We start from the raw sequence: 14,474 nt of genomic DNA, 5'->3' as shown, positions 1-14,474 counted from the left end.
AGTCGTCACCTCTTTAGCTAATTTTGAAAACTTTGGATATTAAGATTAAACTAAATCTTTCCTACTAGTCAAGAAATTACTGTTTTCCTAAAAAACTAACCCATAATTGAAAGGGTTAGTTTCTTCCTTTTTAACTGCTTTCTTCGACTACCAAGATTACTGCTGAGGTTTTACACGTATCTTTCTTTGTTTTTTTCCATCCATTTCAGCATCGGCCTGCTCGCTATCTTTAATAAACAAGGAGAGAATCAGTCCAATTAAGGAAAGTATGGAAACGACCATAAAGGCGATATTCGCTCCGTGGATATCCGGATAGGCAATATCTGGCCGCTGTTTTGCTGCTTCAGCAGTTGTTGTCATCACTGTAACAAGGATGGCGGTTCCTACCGAAGCGGCGATCATTTTCATCGTATTATCCATTGCTGCCCCATGAGGAATTAATCGTTTGGGTAACTGGTTCAAGGCAGCTGTTGCGACAGGCATCATGACCATCGAAAGACCAAACATTCGAATTCCATAAAGGACGGTAATATAGGTCATCGTTGTCGATGGACTTAGATTCGTAAACGCAAACGAAGCAGCAGTCATGATTGTTAAGCCAATCATCACGAGCCATCTCGCACCGATTTTATCAAAGATTCTCCCAACAATCGGTGACATGAAGCCGCTTATCAGAGCACCCGGCAATAAAGCAAGCCCCGCCTCTAGGGCTGAAAATCCCCTCATTCGCTGCATAAACAGCGGGATAATTGTCTCAGCTCCAATTAAGCCCATAAAGCCAATCATTCCAATGATAATGGCGAACGGGAAAATCGAAAAGCTAAATACACGGAATTCCAGCATGGGGTGTTTCAACCTTAATTGGCGGAAAATAAACACGAGCAAGGATACACCGCCAATGGCGAGTGAAAGAAGTGTCGCTGTATGGGTCCAACCATAATTTCCAGCACAAGTAAATCCATATAGAAGCCCGCCAAACCCGAATGAAGATAACAGAATCGATAGGACATCCACTTTTGGTTTGGAAACCTCTGTGACATTTTTCAAGAAAAGGAATGCGACAATGATATCGATAATAGCTATTGGTAAAATAATAAAAAATAACACTCTCCATGAAAAATGCGATGTAACCCATCCGCTCAGTGCGGGCCCAATGGCAGGTGCGAAGGAAATCACAAGCCCAACAAGCCCCATTGCCGCACCACGCTTATTGATTGGAAATATTAGTAAAAATACAGTAGTCATTAATGGCAGCATCACTCCTGCACCAATCGACTGAATGACCCTGCCTAAAAGAAGAAATACAAAATTAGGAGCAATCCCGCTCACAACAGTTCCAACTGCAAAAATACTCATCGCAGAGATAAACAGCTGCCTCGTGGTAAATCGTTCTAATAAAAAGGCACTGATAGGAATCATGATTCCATTCACAAGCATAAAGACGGTCGTTAGCCATTGCGCACTATTTGCGGTAATGTTCATTTCATCCATAATTGGAGGTATTGCTGTAATCATCAGTGTTTGATTCAAAATGGCTATAAATGTTCCCGCCAGCAACAGTCCCACAATCATCGACTGTTTATTGCCTGATCTCTCCATTTATCCAACTCCTCTGCTATAAAAAGTAAAATAATACTGTTATAGATTACCTTCTTTTCCTTATGAATACCAATGAAACGTTTTTAGGATAACGCAGAACTTTCATCTTAACAATTTGCTTTTCTTATATGTTTCCACTGTCTTCCTATACTTTATTATTTTCTTTTACAAAATTACCAATAATAAAAAAGAAGGTGCCAATGCGCCTTCTTAAAAAGTCGAAGAAATTCGAGTTTCCCTTTCAAGCAAATCCTTAGGAATAACTGCAAATTATATCGTGACAAACGGTTTACCCTTCCGCTCACATTCGCTATGAATCGATCCACTATACTGAAAATCTCCATTTTCTCCTCAACTGAAGATTTTTTATCTCATTAACCGCCGGATTGAAATTTGCTGATCTCTATTTTTTTGATAAAGCTCTTCAACTTTACTTTGATGGGCAGCTTCTTCTGGATTCACCTTCCTTATTTTTACTGTAATTGAAAGGAACAAAATATTGATGGTCATTTGCTATCCCTCCTTGACCCTATGGGCGGATGAAAACGTAATTTAATAAAACGACCAGTCAGTTTATTTTATTATATTTTCCTTCATTAATAATTGTCAATAAAAAACACATCTTTTTTCAACAATATTTACCATGTAAAAAGAGGCCCGCATGGATGCCTGCCTCTCAAAATTTATGATTTAACTGTATTGATAAACATTTGTTTCATTTCAGTAAGCACTTGATTATATGGATAATCCCTGTAAATCGTTTGTAGAGTAACACCACTAATCATCGCCCAAAATAGATCTGCCAATATTTCCGGATTAAGACCCTGTTTTAATTCTCCTGATTCCTGTCCCTCTGTGATAATCCCAGCAAACAGTTTGACAAGATACTCAATTCTCCTGTCAGTTAATTGGTCGGTTAATTCCTTGTACCTGGATGCATGAAGTTTAAATTCATTATGTACAATAAATCTCCCTTTGGTCTCGTTTTTCGATAAATCCATATTTAAATAACCGTCGAATAAGTAAGTTATTTTTTCCAAGGTGCTTTTACACGTTAAAAGACCTTTCACTAAATTTTCATACGTTTCTAGAGTATCTGTGTTCATTAATTCTAGGTATATTTCATCTTTACTTTTAAAATAATTGTAAATGGCCCCTTTACTTATACCCGAATGCTCAACGATATCATCCATGGTTGCAGCTTGAAGGCCTTTCTTGGCGAAACATACTAATGCACTATCTAAAATCTCCTTCCTTTTCCTTTCTTTATGCGATTCCGAAACAATTGGCGGCATGTTTGTTACTCCTTCCAGTAAAAAATAAAAAGGCTTAATTTAATTTAATCATAGATTTCCATATTTATTATAATGAAGTTTTGGAATTAAGAAACCCCATTGGATACTTATTTCCCCATTACATCTGGGAGGTTTACTTTTTCTAACAACTATAATATGATATAAATGTGATATCACTTTTATATCACTTTTTTTAAAAAAAGGGGGAGAAATAATGAAAGAAAAATCTATTTTTAAAATGAATGGCTTTGCTGCACTGATTATCGCGCTTTTGTGTATTGGTTTTGGTATTTATTTAATCGTTACTGGAGAAATCTCGGGAATAATAACCGGGATTGTTGTCTTCGTTATTGGTATAATTATTGCCACAAGTTTAACGATTGTTCAGCCAAACGAAGCGAAAGTATTAACGTTCTTTGGAACCTATCTCGGTGTCATCCGGAACCAAGGATTATGGGCCACAATTCCCTTCACTTTCAAACGGAGTGTTTCTTTACGCGTAACAAACTTTAACAGCGAGAAGCTAAAAGTAAATGATTTACAAGGAAATCCAATTGAAATTGCGGCCGTTGTTGTGTATAAAGTAAGAGATGCGGCAAAAGCCTTATATGATGTAGAAAACTATGTAAAATTCATTCATATTCAAAGTGAAACAGGTATTCGCCATATTGCCAGCAGATACGCCTATGATTCGTTCGATCATGCTGAAAACACATTAACCCTTCGTCAAAATAGCGATGAAGTAGCAGAAGTACTTATGTATGATTTACAAAAGAGATTGGACGTGGCCGGGGTGGATGTTATCGAAGCACGAATTATGCATCTTGCCTATTCTTCCGAAATCGCTTCTGCCATGCTGCAAAGACAACAAGCACAAGCTGTTTTATCAGCCCGCAAAGTGATTGTCGATGGTGCTGTTGGGCTTGTAAAGTCTGCGATTGACCAGCTGGCGGAACAAGATATTGTTGAGCTCGATGAAGAGAAAAAGGCGCAGATGGTTAATAACCTAATGGTCGCGATTGTTTCAGAGAAAGGAACGCAGCCCATTATCAATACGGGAAGCATTTATTAAGGTTGTGTCATAAATGACGAAAAGAAAATCTTTTCCGCTACGCATTGACCCTAAATTATATGAAGTGCTGGAAAAATGGGCGGAAGATGAAATTAGAAGCGTGAACGCCCAAATAGAAGTCATCTTAAAAGAGGCTGCCAAAAAGGCTGGAAGATTAAAAAAAGAATAGCCATTACCGAAAAAGAAAGCTTATTTCTAAAATAATGCTTGATTATGAATCTAAATTCAGTGCCTGTCACTCACTGCGCTATCGCTTTAGCACACTAGGTGTCAGGCACCAAAATTATTGCTCAAATCGATTTTTTACGGTCATTTGTTGATTATCTGCTTACAAACTACGTTCTTTGATTTGATTTGTAATTCTCCTAATAAAGCTATTGATAGAAGTACTTTCTGATTGTTGATCCCCATACTTTCTTACATTCACTCCCTCTTCATTGACTTCACGATCCCCCAGAACCAGCATATATGGAATCTTTTGCATTTGGGCTTCTCTTATTTTGTAGCCCAGCTTTTCATTGCTTTGATTAATTTTCACTCTTACGCCTGATTGTTTCAGCTCCGACTGAACCTTTAAACAGTAGTCTAAGTGAACGGGTGAGACAGGGATGATTTGCACTTGGACCGGTGCAAGCCAAACAGGAAAGGCACCGGCAAAATGCTCGATTAATATGCCAAAAAACCGATCAATGGATCCATATATAGCCCGATGAATGACAACAGGACGAACCTTTTCATTCTTTTCATTGATATAAGTCAAATCAAATTTTTCCGGCATCTGAAAATCAAGTTGGATTGTCGCACATTGGTGGCTCCGTTTTAGTGCATCTTTAATATGAAAATCAATTTTTGGTCCGTAAAATGCCCCGTCCCCTTCGTTTAAGTGATAATTAATTTCTAACTTTTCAAGGACATTCTTTAATGCTCCTTCAGAAAGTTCCCAAATGCTGTCATCCCCTAAAGATTTCTCAGGACGAGTCGAAAGCTCCACAGAATACTCAAAACCAAAAGTGCGGTACACTTGATCAATAAGCGAAAACACCTGTTTAATTTCTCTTTCAATTTGATCCTCGCGAACAAATATATGTGCATCATCCTGACAAAACGTCCGGACCCGTAACATCCCATTTAAGGCACCGCTGGATTCATGGCGATGAACTTGACCGAATTCTGCCATCCGAATTGGTAAATCCCGATAGGAGTATAGGCTGTTTTTATAAATCAGCATATGGCCGGGGCAATTCATTGGTTTCATCGCAAATTTTGTCTCGTCGACATCGGAAAAATACATATTTTCATGATAATGGTCCCAATGACCGGACTCCTCCCATAAGCGTTGGTTCATCATTAACGGTGTGCGAACCTCTTCATAATTTGCCTCACCTTGAAGTCCACGCGAAAAATTTTCCAACTCATTTCGAATGATTTGTCCTTTCGGTAAATAAAATGGCATTCCTGGAGCTTCTTCAGAAAACATGAATAACTCCAATTGTTTCCCCAACTTTCGATGATCACGTTTGGCTGCTTCTTCTAAGAAATGTAAATATTCGTGGAGGTCCTTTTTCTTTTGAAATGCCACTCCATATACTCGTTGAAGCACCTCGTTTTGACTATCTCCGCGCCAATATGCCCCTGATACTCGAGTTAAATTAAATGCTTTGATGAAACCAGTCGATGGAAGGTGTGGCCCGCGGCAAAGATCGATAAATTCTCCTTGTTGATACAAAGTTATTTTTTCATCCTTCGAAATGTCACTTAGTAGTTCTAGCTTATATGGCTCACCTTTTTCTTCAAATAACTTTTTCGCCTCTTCATATGTTACTTCCATTCGTTTTATGTGTAAATTTTCGTTGATGATGTTTTCCATTTCATTTTCAATCGATCGTAAATCATCGGATGTCAAACTATGTTCTAGTTTCAAATCATAGTAAAATCCATCTTCAATGACGGGTCCGATACCCAATTCCACTTTACCAAAGCACCTTTTCACGGCTTGTGCCAATACATGCGCTGATGTATGCCGTAAAACATGCAAGCCGTCTGCCGAATCTTGAGTATAAATAGTGAGTTCCCCATCCTTTTCTAGCTTGGAGCTTAAATCCACCAGTTGTTCATCAAATTTTCCAACCACTGCATTTTTTCGTAAATTTGTGCTGATCGACCCGGCCACATCTTCCACTGTAATGCCTTTCGGAAACTCGATTACTTTTCCGTCTGGAAATCGAATGTTAATACATTGTTCGCTCATAACTAAATTCCTCCCTTAAAATAATAAAAAAAAAACACGCTCATCCCTATAGCAAGGGACGAGCGTGTTTAAACCCGTGGTTCCACCCAATTTCCCATAAGAAATAAATACCTTATGGCTTTGGTGCTTTAACGCAGCATTAAACGTTATTGGATACTTTAGTTCCCCAATACAGCTTCAAGGCGGTAAACTATTTTTCTAAGTTAGGAAGATCGCAGCTCTCCTTCCCTCTCTGAAAACCGAAAAAATAATTCATGTCCTTTTCATAGCTTTTATTATTTTGAAAACAAAAAAAACGCAATCATCCCTATAACAAGGGACGAGTGCGTTTACCCGTGGTTCCACCCAATTTCCCATAAGAAAAAACTTATGGCTTTGGTGCTGTAACGTAGCATCGACGGTTATTGGATACTTATTTTCCCCAATACAGCTCAGGAAGTGGTAAGATACTTTCTTGGGTTAGGAAGATTTCAGCGATCTCTTCCCTCTCTGGAAACCATTAAAAGTAGCCCATGTCCTCATCATTGCTTTTGATAAAATTAAAAATTTATTTTGATTTGCTTTATATTACAATATATTTCCACAAATAGCAACAACCATTTTCATACTTTGATTAACCTTTTTTCAGTCCTTTATCCGAGGTTTTGCAGGATCACAATTGGGTGGATCAAGATTTGCTGATTCCGCTAACTTCATAAGGTAATAACATTCTTCGCGTAACATATGATCCGCCATTAATGGTGCAAATGTGCCTAATGCTTGATTACTCAGTTCCAATTCTTCTAGTTCTTTTAAAAAGTTTTGAAATAACTTAATTTCTAAATGGGCATCTACATTCATTTTTGACAGAGCAGGAAACGTGGTCAAATTGGTTCGTAAATATCCCGCAAGCTCGACAGCTTTTAGATAAAAACCTTCAAAATTCTTCGTAAAGGAATGACTTTGATCCTTTAATTTCTTTTCAACGCCGTCTAAGTTGGTGGAAATCGCGTCTGAATGACCTGCAGCATCTAATAACCATAAGAGATGATGATGAAGTTCATGGTAAACAGGTGGGACTTGCCCAGCTTTTAAGTGGTTTAATATTCTTAAATATTCTTCTAATTCATTTACCATATGATTAATAAAAGTGGGTGAAAGATGGATTTTGATTTTTCCGATAAGGTGTTTTCTAATTAATTCAAATTTAAATTCCCGTAATTTAATGGTCTCTGTTTCAGCGTGGGCTGTTAATTGCTTCAAATCAGTGGAATTTGCATCCTCTAGAAGTGAATCAAAAACCTGAATAAAATTTGCGGCTTGATCTATTTCCACCATTTGAACGGGGGCTAAAGCTTCATAAATAAACCTAGAATGGTCACCTAATATTTGAAGCCAAAAACGATGTTCAAATCTTGCTGTCCTTTCAAAGACATCATTCATGTGTGTTTTCCTCCCAGTAAAAAATAACCACACTATTTTGATGTTTATTCTGCATAGCTATTTCTTATGAATCGAAAAAAGAGTCAGACCTCCAGCGCGCTAAAGTGTTAGCACGTCAGGGGTTTGACCTTTCCAAGTTACTCTTTTATTAAGTTTAATGAATTGTTTTCCTTAGTTTCCATCTCTTTTTCTAACTGTGCTACCTGAGCATCAATTGTATGACCTTTGAAGTAACTTGTCACCTTCTGCTCAAGGCGGTCTAAGTAGGTGTCTATGTCCTTGAACTTTAAGTTTGATTGATTGGTGTAAGAATCAGATTCTAACATCTGGTTCATTCCGATGTTGGCCCGAGTTACGTTTTCTCTTCCCATTAATTCCATTCGGCGTAGCTGCATATCCTTTAATTTCCGCTTCATTTCTTCATGTTTTCTTTCTAATTCTTGTAGCTGCTCGGATATTTGTGCAAGTGAAGCATTTAGGCGCTCTGCGCGCTCTGAATATTGCTGATACTCTGCTGTTGCAAACTGGCAGAGCTCTTCTTCTCCTGCTTTTAAAGCAATTTCCGCTTGGTACTTCCTTTTTTCTGCTATTTCCATCGCCTGGCTATGCTCGCTCCTAAATTCATCCTTTAATTGAGATTGACGTTCAACCAATTTGCCCACCTTAGCTGTCTCCTGCTCACATCGGCGGAGATATTGATTGAGTTTAGCAATCGGATTTTGTTTTTCTTTTTGATGAAGAGTTTCGTTTAAATCAGCGACGATAACATCTTTTATTCTTGTAAATAAGTTTCCCATGTTTATCCTCTCCTTTAATCCTAGTGTTTTTTTAATTCATTCCATTGCTTTTCAAAACTAACAAATGGATCTGGTTCATTTTTTGCTGCCGTATTTTTGTTTTGGTTCCAATTTTTATAAACAAGCCAGAGCACATATGCGGCACCTACTCCAATTAGAGCTGGTAAATGGTGAATGGTTGATGAAAGCACCATTAGGCCGATAATAATTAGCCCGATTTTCCAGCCTGTTGATTCCGCCTTTAAGAACTGTTTAAAGATAAAGTATAGAATCGCTAGACTAACCAGTAATCCAACCATCGGGCCAATCGTATTAAGTAAAATAATGGCTGCAAGGCCACCTGCTAAAAGTAACGCAAACTTTTTCATTTTATTTTCCTCCTTTGTTTCACAAATCATTTATCTTGATTTCATCTTACCTTTTTTCTACATGTTTCATAATTGCGCTTGAGCTTGATTTTTCAATCCGACTTAAGACTTAGGTGATGTGGGACTATCAAAGCAAGCATGGAAAAAGGACTAACCTCGACTGGTTAGTCCTTAAACAATGTTCAAATGTTGCTGTCTTCTACCTCTGCAAAAAACTCCCATGTCAGGCCGTTATCTTTCGAAAGAAACTTCCCTTTTACCTTTCCGCCTTGATAATCACCGGATGGCTCTTGATTAATAAGGACGACTAAGTGGTCTTCTTCTTTAAAGGGCAGTTCGGCGGTGACGAAAATTTTACTAAATTGATCGGGAATCGGAATCGATGCTTTCACCCAAGAATTCCCTCCATCTTGGGTCACAGATAAATCAGGCTCTTCTGGATTAATGAATCCAGAAGATAAGAAACCAGTTTGTTCATCCACAAAGCCACCGTCTTTTATTAACCTTGTCACGTTCGTTGGATTCGTTTCCTGCCAAGACTTGCCGCCATCATGGGTGACATAGACATTGGACATTTCCTGTGACACCGTCCGATCTCCGGTAAGAATGACATAACCAAAATTTTCATTCAAAAAATCTATTTTTCGGAACCGAAGCGATGGATATTGATTGGTGATAACAGCATCCTGCCAATGGTCACCTTGGTCAAGCGAATATGTAAAAATAATTTTTTTTGCGGACCAGTCAGGGCCATCTGAATATAAAAATGCAATCCGATTTGTTGAAAGGATATAGCTATTTTCGATCAGCTCTTGTTTATTGCCGCTGTACTCGCCTGCAAATAGTTTATCTTTGGCAATTGGAACGGTCCTCCAGGTTTTGCCTTTATCGAAGGAAATCTTGAGTTGTTCGTTTTGAAATGTATAATCAATGCTGCCGTCAGTATATTCGGCTTGTTCCTTTCGACTATCTTGTGTCTCCGTTCTTTGATTTTCTTGATGTTTTCTCGGTTCAATTGAAGATTGGAAAAAAATCAAGGCGATGATTAAGAGTGCCACCATTAAACTGCTAATCCCCAATAGGATATTTTTCACTATTCAATACACCTCACGAAAAAATCGGCACCCGCCTTCTTCTATTTTATTCACAACCATTATACCATGATTATACATAGAATATCTATGTATATATTCATAATCGTATCGGTGCCTGACACCCGCTTCACAAATGAATCGAGAATTCGGCACCGAAATTTCCTAATCTTTGATGACCAATCCCATTAATGCCGCAAATTGAATTGCTTGATAAGACGAGACCTTACAGCCATTTAGATCCTCTATTGCCACAGTTAGTGTATCAAATGTAGAAGTGCTAATATCAATTCCTTTTAATGACGTATGGTCAAAGTTTGCGCCATCAAGATTACAATGTAGAAATTCAACATTTTTTAATTTACATTCAAAAAAATCACTACTTTTTAATAACGTTTCCAGAAATTTTACTTTTTCCAGCTTTGAATTTGCAAATGTCGTCAGGTTTAAGACGGAATTATCAAACTGAATATTTCCAAAACGGGATTCGGTAAAATCCACACCTACTAATTTACTATTTTTAAATACCACTCTGTGAATAGAAGACTTGCTCAAATTGGCATTGGATAAATCGCAGTTTTCAAACCGCACATCCGTGATATCAATATTTTTAAAATCAGTATTGTTGAACCGACAATTCTTAATCACCATATTCGATAAACGAACTCTGCCAACTTCTTCATTTTCAAATACGGAGTCAATAACCTGACACATTTCTAATTCCCGATCTTCTTCATATAAAATATCTTGGAAATCACTTGTCGGTAATTCAGCTGAAATTTTAGGGGAATCAATTTTCATATTTTTGCCTCTTTCATGCGAAGTTTAGTGGATTTTTAAAATATATAGCTTACTCTTTATTCATGATAAAATCTATATTACATGAAGGGAAGAATATCAGCCAGTCCTGCACTTACTAAATTATTGGATATTAACACCATATTAAAAAGAGAGTGATTTATATGCAGCCTCCCAAACTATCAAAAAACGCATCCACGGATAAGAGTTACCGTATCATAAAGATTGGTTACTTTTTAGCCGTTGTGATCACCATTTTTTTAGGCCTTGCCTCGAGAAAATACAGCTCTCTCCTTCCGGAATTTGTAGCGGAAAACGCCGGGGATGCACTCTGGGCGATGATGGTTTATTTTGGATTCCGTTTCTTACTTATGGGTAAGAGCCTGCACACTTCCATCTGGCTCAGCCTTATATTCAGCTTCGGCATTGAATTCAGCCAGCTCTATCAGGCCGACTGGATTAATCAGATTAGGGGTACAGTGCTTGGTGCGTTGATCCTGGGCAAAGGTTTTCTTACTGCGGATCTAATTCGATATTCTGCAGGGATTATTGTCGGCACTGTCTTGGATAGGACCGCGCTAATGTTTACCCAACGCAGATAACGTTGGTTATCGTTTCAAAGTTCAATTTCCGAGGAGAAAAAAACATTATGATAGAAAATTTACCTTCAAAAATCACTTTTGAAGCCGAAGTATAGTAGTAAATTGGTCTAAATCTACCTATTATTAAATATTTTATAGGAAGGTTACAAAATGATTTTTTTGTAACAGATACTATAAGGAGTAGGTGAGACCAAATGTTTGCTGTTCATTTTTTAGAAAAGAAAAATGTTTTATTAACTCAGTTGCTTAAGCGGGTACCAGTTGTTGGGGAGGATTTAAAAATTAAAGGTCGTAAAGCAAAAGTTTCAAATGTTATTCAAATTGATGAAAAAAATATTCATGTACAAGTCGTCTTAGAAACCGTTAAAAATAAAGTGGTTGTTGATAATTCAAAAAAGAAAAAAAAATAGCCATCGATGCGAAATAATTTTTTGGAATTTATTTTACCAAAATAGGGAAACTAGTAAAAAACGGAGATTTCGGTATGGAGAAGAAAATCGCTATTATTTCAGATATACACGGCAATCAATCTGCCTTAAAAGCTGTAATTGACGATATTGGTCCAGAAGGTAAAATTGACCACATCTATTGTTTAGGCGATTTAATCGGAATTGGCTATGAGACAAACGAAGTGCTTGATTTGCTTTTTTCTCGTGGCGATATTTCTTTTGTAATGGGCAATCATGATGAAGCAATCCTAGATATCATTGCAGGCCGAGAACCATACAGTAAGAAGCGGGAAAAGGCGCACCACGAGTGGATTGCCGCCCATTTAGACCGGAAATTCCTGCAACGCTTACATGCTATTCCAACAACCATTGAGGCTGAGTATAATGGAAAAAAATTATTGTTTCTCCACTATCATTTAGACGAACTCGGTGATTTTTTTGCAGTTGATTATGGACCCACCATCGAAAAATTGGACTTCCTTTATCGAGATTCATCTGCTGATATCGTCTGTTTTGGCCATCATCATGTAATCCATCATTTTAAAACGAAAAAACGGCTCTATCTTAACCCTTGCTCGCTGGGATGTTATCCGAAGCCGCTTGCCGCTTACGCGATTTTGTCGATCGGCGATCACGGTGAAATCGGTGTAACATTTAAAGAAGTCCCTTATGATAATAAAGAATTTTTATTGGGATATAACAAGCTGAACGTTCCGGATGCCGAATATATTTTGAAAATGTTCCATGGAAATCAGCATCTTCAATACTTGTGATTGCCTTGGCTCGCAAGTTCACTTCGGCTGCAATTGGAGGCTGTTTTTTTGATACGCAAAAAGAGACAGAACCCCTGTCTCTTTTTCATCCTCATTATTCATGAAAATTCGTGCCGTCCGTTGTTGCTTTGACAATCTCCGTGCGGATGACAAAGTCACCGAAATGCTCACCTTGCCGGCGCTCTTTGGCGTAGCGGGAAAGGAGTACTTGCAGTTCGCTTAGAATTTCAGGTTCACCAATGTTTTCGCGGTACATTTTATTCAAGCGGCTCCCATTGCGGGCTGCGCCAAGATACATGTTATATTTGCCGACCGCTTTGCCAATAAAAGCAATTTCCGCGAGTCCAGGACGGGCACAGCCATTCGGACATCCAGTCATCCGAATCGTAATTTCCTCGTCACGCAAGCCATTTTCATCGACAATTCCCTCAATTTTATCGATAAGTTCAGGTAAATAGCGTTCTGATTCTGCCATAGCCAAGCCGCATGTTGGAAGAGCGACGCATGCCATCGAGCTCCGTCTTAGTGCGGAGTGCTGTTTGCCGTCGGACAAGCCGTATTTTTCCATTAATTCATTTATTTTTTTCTTTTCTTGACTTGGTACATTCGCAATGATTAGATTTTGATTCGCTGTCAACCGGAAATCTCCAGAATGGATTTTTGCAAGTTCATATAAACCTGTTTTGAGCTTGTAATTCGCAAAATCTGCGACGCGGCCATTTTCGATAAACAGCGTATAATGCCATTTTCCTTGCATTCCTTTTATCCAACCGTAGCGATCGCCATTGTGATTGAACTGATAGGGTTTTGCCTCTTCCAAGCTCCAGCCAAGTCGTTTTTCCAATTCAGCCTTAACTGCTTCGAGTCCGAGGCGGTCTACTGTGTACTTGAAGCGGGCATTTTTCCGGACAGAACGGTTCCCGTAATCTCGCTGAATCGTAATTGTTTGTTCAGCCAGCTCCACCACTTTATCTGACGGGCAGAAGCCAATGATTTTTGCTACTTGTGGATATGTCGCCATATCGCCGTGTGTCATCCCCATCCCGCCGCCGATGGCCACGTTAAAACCGCAGAGCTTGCCCTCCTCTACAATTGCAATGAGACCAAGATCCTGTGAAAAAACATCGATATCATTTGAGGGCGGGACAGCAATTCCGATTTTAAACTTCCGTGGCAAATAACGTGCGCCGTACATGGGTTCCTCCTCTATTTCTGGAGTCCCAGCCACTTTTTCCTCACCGAGCCAAATTTCATGATACGCTCTCGAGCGTGGTAATAAGTAATCACTCAAACATTTCGCCCATTCATACACTTCGGCATGAATTTCAGATTGATCAGGATTCGGGTTACACATCACGTTCCGGTTTACATCGCCGCACGCCGCAAGTGTGGTCAAAATGGACTGATGAATCTCCTGAATCGTTTCTTTCATGTTCCATTTTAAAATACCGTGCATTTGAAACGACTGCCGTGTCGTCAGCTTTATCGTACCGTTCGCATTCTTTTCTGCAAGCTCATCTAATACAAGCCATTGTTCCGGTGTAACCACACCACCTGGAGCACGGACACGGAGCATAAACTGATACGCTGGTTCAAGTTTTTGCTTTTGACGCTCATTGCGGAGATCCCGGTCATCCTGCAAATAGCTGCCATGATGTTTCATTAGGCGGTTATCATCTTCTGGTATTCCGGCACTAATGGGGTCTTGCATTACTTCCACCAAAGTACCTCTTAGGTAGTTGCTTTCTTCCTTTATACGCTCAACATCGCTTGGTGCTCCCACTGGCGCTGTTAACATTTGCTTCACCATTTAGAAAAACTCCCTTCCATCGAAAACGAATATAGCGTTTCACACCGCCTTTTACTATGAAATATTATCCAAAGGTCCATCCCTTTCAATAAAGGCGGTGAGAGCAGAGCAGAACTTCACCTATTCGAAGTAAAAATTGAAAAAAACACT

Annotated in this window: 15 protein-coding genes and 1 other annotated feature; of the genes, 5 read left to right on the top strand and 10 right to left on the bottom strand. The window is 38.8% G+C overall.

Annotated features, from left to right (window positions below; translation table 11 throughout):
- Positions 1 to 156: 156 nt before the first annotated feature.
- From AA980_RS04970 to AA980_RS04965, 3 genes are all read right to left on the bottom strand, one after another.
- Complete coding sequence (locus tag AA980_RS04970; RefSeq protein WP_024026627.1) at positions 157 to 1,599, bottom strand: DHA2 family efflux MFS transporter permease subunit; 1,443 nt, start codon at positions 1,597 to 1,599, stop codon at positions 157 to 159.
- 366 nt (positions 1,600 to 1,965) lie between these two features.
- Positions 1,966 to 2,109, bottom strand: coding sequence for a YrzI family small protein (locus tag AA980_RS26130; RefSeq protein ID WP_024026626.1), 144 nt, complete (start codon positions 2,107 to 2,109; stop codon positions 1,966 to 1,968).
- A gap of 173 nt (positions 2,110 to 2,282) precedes the next feature.
- On the bottom strand, positions 2,283 to 2,894 hold the full coding sequence (locus AA980_RS04965) for a TetR/AcrR family transcriptional regulator (RefSeq protein ID WP_024026625.1): 612 nt from the start codon (positions 2,892 to 2,894) through the stop codon (positions 2,283 to 2,285).
- A gap of 214 nt (positions 2,895 to 3,108) precedes the next feature.
- Between AA980_RS04965 and AA980_RS04960 the strand changes: the two genes are divergently transcribed.
- Together AA980_RS04960 and AA980_RS26125 are read left to right on the top strand one after the other, a co-directional pair.
- A complete protein-coding gene (locus tag AA980_RS04960) occupies positions 3,109 to 3,966 on the top strand; it encodes an SPFH domain-containing protein (RefSeq protein WP_024026624.1) in 858 nt (285 codons plus the stop codon).
- 13 nt (positions 3,967 to 3,979) lie between these two features.
- Complete coding sequence (locus AA980_RS26125) at positions 3,980 to 4,135, top strand: Arc family DNA-binding protein (protein ID WP_007083705.1); 156 nt, start codon at positions 3,980 to 3,982, stop codon at positions 4,133 to 4,135.
- Between the two features lie 159 nt (positions 4,136 to 4,294).
- On the opposite strand, the gene thrS is transcribed toward AA980_RS26125, so the two are convergent.
- The 6 genes from thrS to AA980_RS04930 form a co-directional block, all read right to left on the bottom strand.
- Entirely contained in the window at positions 4,295 to 6,214 is a 1,920-nt protein-coding gene (gene thrS, locus AA980_RS04955) for a threonine--tRNA ligase (protein WP_024026623.1), read from the bottom strand.
- Between the two features lie 51 nt (positions 6,215 to 6,265).
- Positions 6,266 to 6,490 (bottom strand) — a binding site (T-box leader).
- 348 nt (positions 6,491 to 6,838) lie between these two features.
- Positions 6,839 to 7,636 carry a DUF2935 domain-containing protein gene (locus tag AA980_RS04950; RefSeq protein ID WP_024026622.1) on the bottom strand — a complete coding sequence of 266 codons (798 nt, stop codon included), beginning with the start codon at positions 7,634 to 7,636 and terminating at the stop codon, positions 6,839 to 6,841.
- A gap of 137 nt (positions 7,637 to 7,773) precedes the next feature.
- On the bottom strand, positions 7,774 to 8,433 hold the full coding sequence (locus AA980_RS04945) for a PspA/IM30 family protein (RefSeq protein ID WP_024026621.1): 660 nt from the start codon (positions 8,431 to 8,433) through the stop codon (positions 7,774 to 7,776).
- A 20-nt stretch (positions 8,434 to 8,453) separates the two neighbouring features.
- Positions 8,454 to 8,801 carry a lmo0954 family membrane protein gene (locus AA980_RS04940; protein ID WP_024026620.1) on the bottom strand — a complete coding sequence of 116 codons (348 nt, stop codon included), beginning with the start codon at positions 8,799 to 8,801 and terminating at the stop codon, positions 8,454 to 8,456.
- A 182-nt stretch (positions 8,802 to 8,983) separates the two neighbouring features.
- On the bottom strand, positions 8,984 to 9,895 hold the full coding sequence (locus tag AA980_RS04935) for a WD40/YVTN/BNR-like repeat-containing protein (protein ID WP_024026619.1): 912 nt from the start codon (positions 9,893 to 9,895) through the stop codon (positions 8,984 to 8,986).
- A 162-nt stretch (positions 9,896 to 10,057) separates the two neighbouring features.
- On the bottom strand, positions 10,058 to 10,693 hold the full coding sequence (locus AA980_RS04930; protein WP_024026618.1) for a pentapeptide repeat-containing protein: 636 nt from the start codon (positions 10,691 to 10,693) through the stop codon (positions 10,058 to 10,060).
- A gap of 161 nt (positions 10,694 to 10,854) precedes the next feature.
- Between AA980_RS04930 and AA980_RS04925 the strand changes: the two genes are divergently transcribed.
- The 3 genes from AA980_RS04925 (at position 10,855) to AA980_RS04915 (ending at position 12,514) form a co-directional block, all read left to right on the top strand.
- The gene (locus tag AA980_RS04925) at positions 10,855 to 11,292 is read left to right on the top strand and encodes a ribosomal maturation YjgA family protein (protein WP_024026617.1); all 438 of its coding nucleotides are present in this window, start codon (positions 10,855 to 10,857) and stop codon (positions 11,290 to 11,292) included.
- 194 nt (positions 11,293 to 11,486) lie between these two features.
- Positions 11,487 to 11,702 (top strand): hypothetical protein, encoded by a 216-nt coding sequence (locus AA980_RS04920; RefSeq protein ID WP_024026616.1) that lies wholly within the window; start codon positions 11,487 to 11,489, stop codon positions 11,700 to 11,702.
- Between the two features lie 74 nt (positions 11,703 to 11,776).
- On the top strand, positions 11,777 to 12,514 hold the full coding sequence (locus tag AA980_RS04915) for a metallophosphoesterase family protein (protein WP_024026615.1): 738 nt from the start codon (positions 11,777 to 11,779) through the stop codon (positions 12,512 to 12,514).
- A gap of 94 nt (positions 12,515 to 12,608) precedes the next feature.
- Here AA980_RS04915 and cysI read toward each other — a convergent pair whose 3' ends face one another.
- Positions 12,609 to 14,324: an assimilatory sulfite reductase (NADPH) hemoprotein subunit gene (cysI, locus tag AA980_RS04910; RefSeq protein WP_024026614.1), complete on the bottom strand. Its 1,716-nt coding sequence runs from the start codon at positions 14,322 to 14,324 to the stop codon at positions 12,609 to 12,611.
- Positions 14,325 to 14,474 lie beyond the last annotated feature (150 nt).

Origin of the sequence: Neobacillus vireti, from assembly GCF_001026695.1 — a bacterium.
Classification (GTDB): domain Bacteria; phylum Bacillota; class Bacilli; order Bacillales; family Cytobacillaceae; genus Neobacillus; species Neobacillus vireti.
This window is presented reverse-complemented; position numbering and strand designations above follow the sequence as displayed.

What these genes read in the sequence shown, in the direction of transcription:
- AA980_RS04925 (WP_024026617.1), top strand. Translation starts at nt 10,855, where the DNA reads ATGCAGCCTCCCAAACTATCAAAAAACGCATCCACGGATAAGAGTTAC.
- AA980_RS04920 (WP_024026616.1), top strand. Translation starts at nt 11,487, where the DNA reads ATGTTTGCTGTTCATTTTTTAGAAAAGAAAAATGTTTTATTAACTCAG.
- AA980_RS04930 (WP_024026618.1), bottom strand. Translation starts at nt 10,693, where the DNA reads ATGAAAATTGATTCCCCTAAAATTTCAGCTGAATTACCGACAAGTGAT.
- cysI (WP_024026614.1), bottom strand. Translation starts at nt 14,324, where the DNA reads ATGGTGAAGCAAATGTTAACAGCGCCAGTGGGAGCACCAAGCGATGTT.
- thrS (WP_024026623.1), bottom strand. Translation starts at nt 6,214, where the DNA reads ATGAGCGAACAATGTATTAACATTCGATTTCCAGACGGAAAAGTAATC.
- AA980_RS26130 (WP_024026626.1), bottom strand. Translation starts at nt 2,109, where the DNA reads ATGACCATCAATATTTTGTTCCTTTCAATTACAGTAAAAATAAGGAAG.
- AA980_RS26125 (WP_007083705.1), top strand. Translation starts at nt 3,980, where the DNA reads ATGACGAAAAGAAAATCTTTTCCGCTACGCATTGACCCTAAATTATAT.
- AA980_RS04945 (WP_024026621.1), bottom strand. Translation starts at nt 8,433, where the DNA reads ATGGGAAACTTATTTACAAGAATAAAAGATGTTATCGTCGCTGATTTA.
- AA980_RS04960 (WP_024026624.1), top strand. Translation starts at nt 3,109, where the DNA reads ATGAAAGAAAAATCTATTTTTAAAATGAATGGCTTTGCTGCACTGATT.
- AA980_RS04965 (WP_024026625.1), bottom strand. Translation starts at nt 2,894, where the DNA reads ATGCCGCCAATTGTTTCGGAATCGCATAAAGAAAGGAAAAGGAAGGAG.
- AA980_RS04915 (WP_024026615.1), top strand. Translation starts at nt 11,777, where the DNA reads ATGGAGAAGAAAATCGCTATTATTTCAGATATACACGGCAATCAATCT.
- AA980_RS04970 (WP_024026627.1), bottom strand. Translation starts at nt 1,599, where the DNA reads ATGGAGAGATCAGGCAATAAACAGTCGATGATTGTGGGACTGTTGCTG.
- AA980_RS04950 (WP_024026622.1), bottom strand. Translation starts at nt 7,636, where the DNA reads ATGAATGATGTCTTTGAAAGGACAGCAAGATTTGAACATCGTTTTTGG.
- AA980_RS04940 (WP_024026620.1), bottom strand. Translation starts at nt 8,801, where the DNA reads ATGAAAAAGTTTGCGTTACTTTTAGCAGGTGGCCTTGCAGCCATTATT.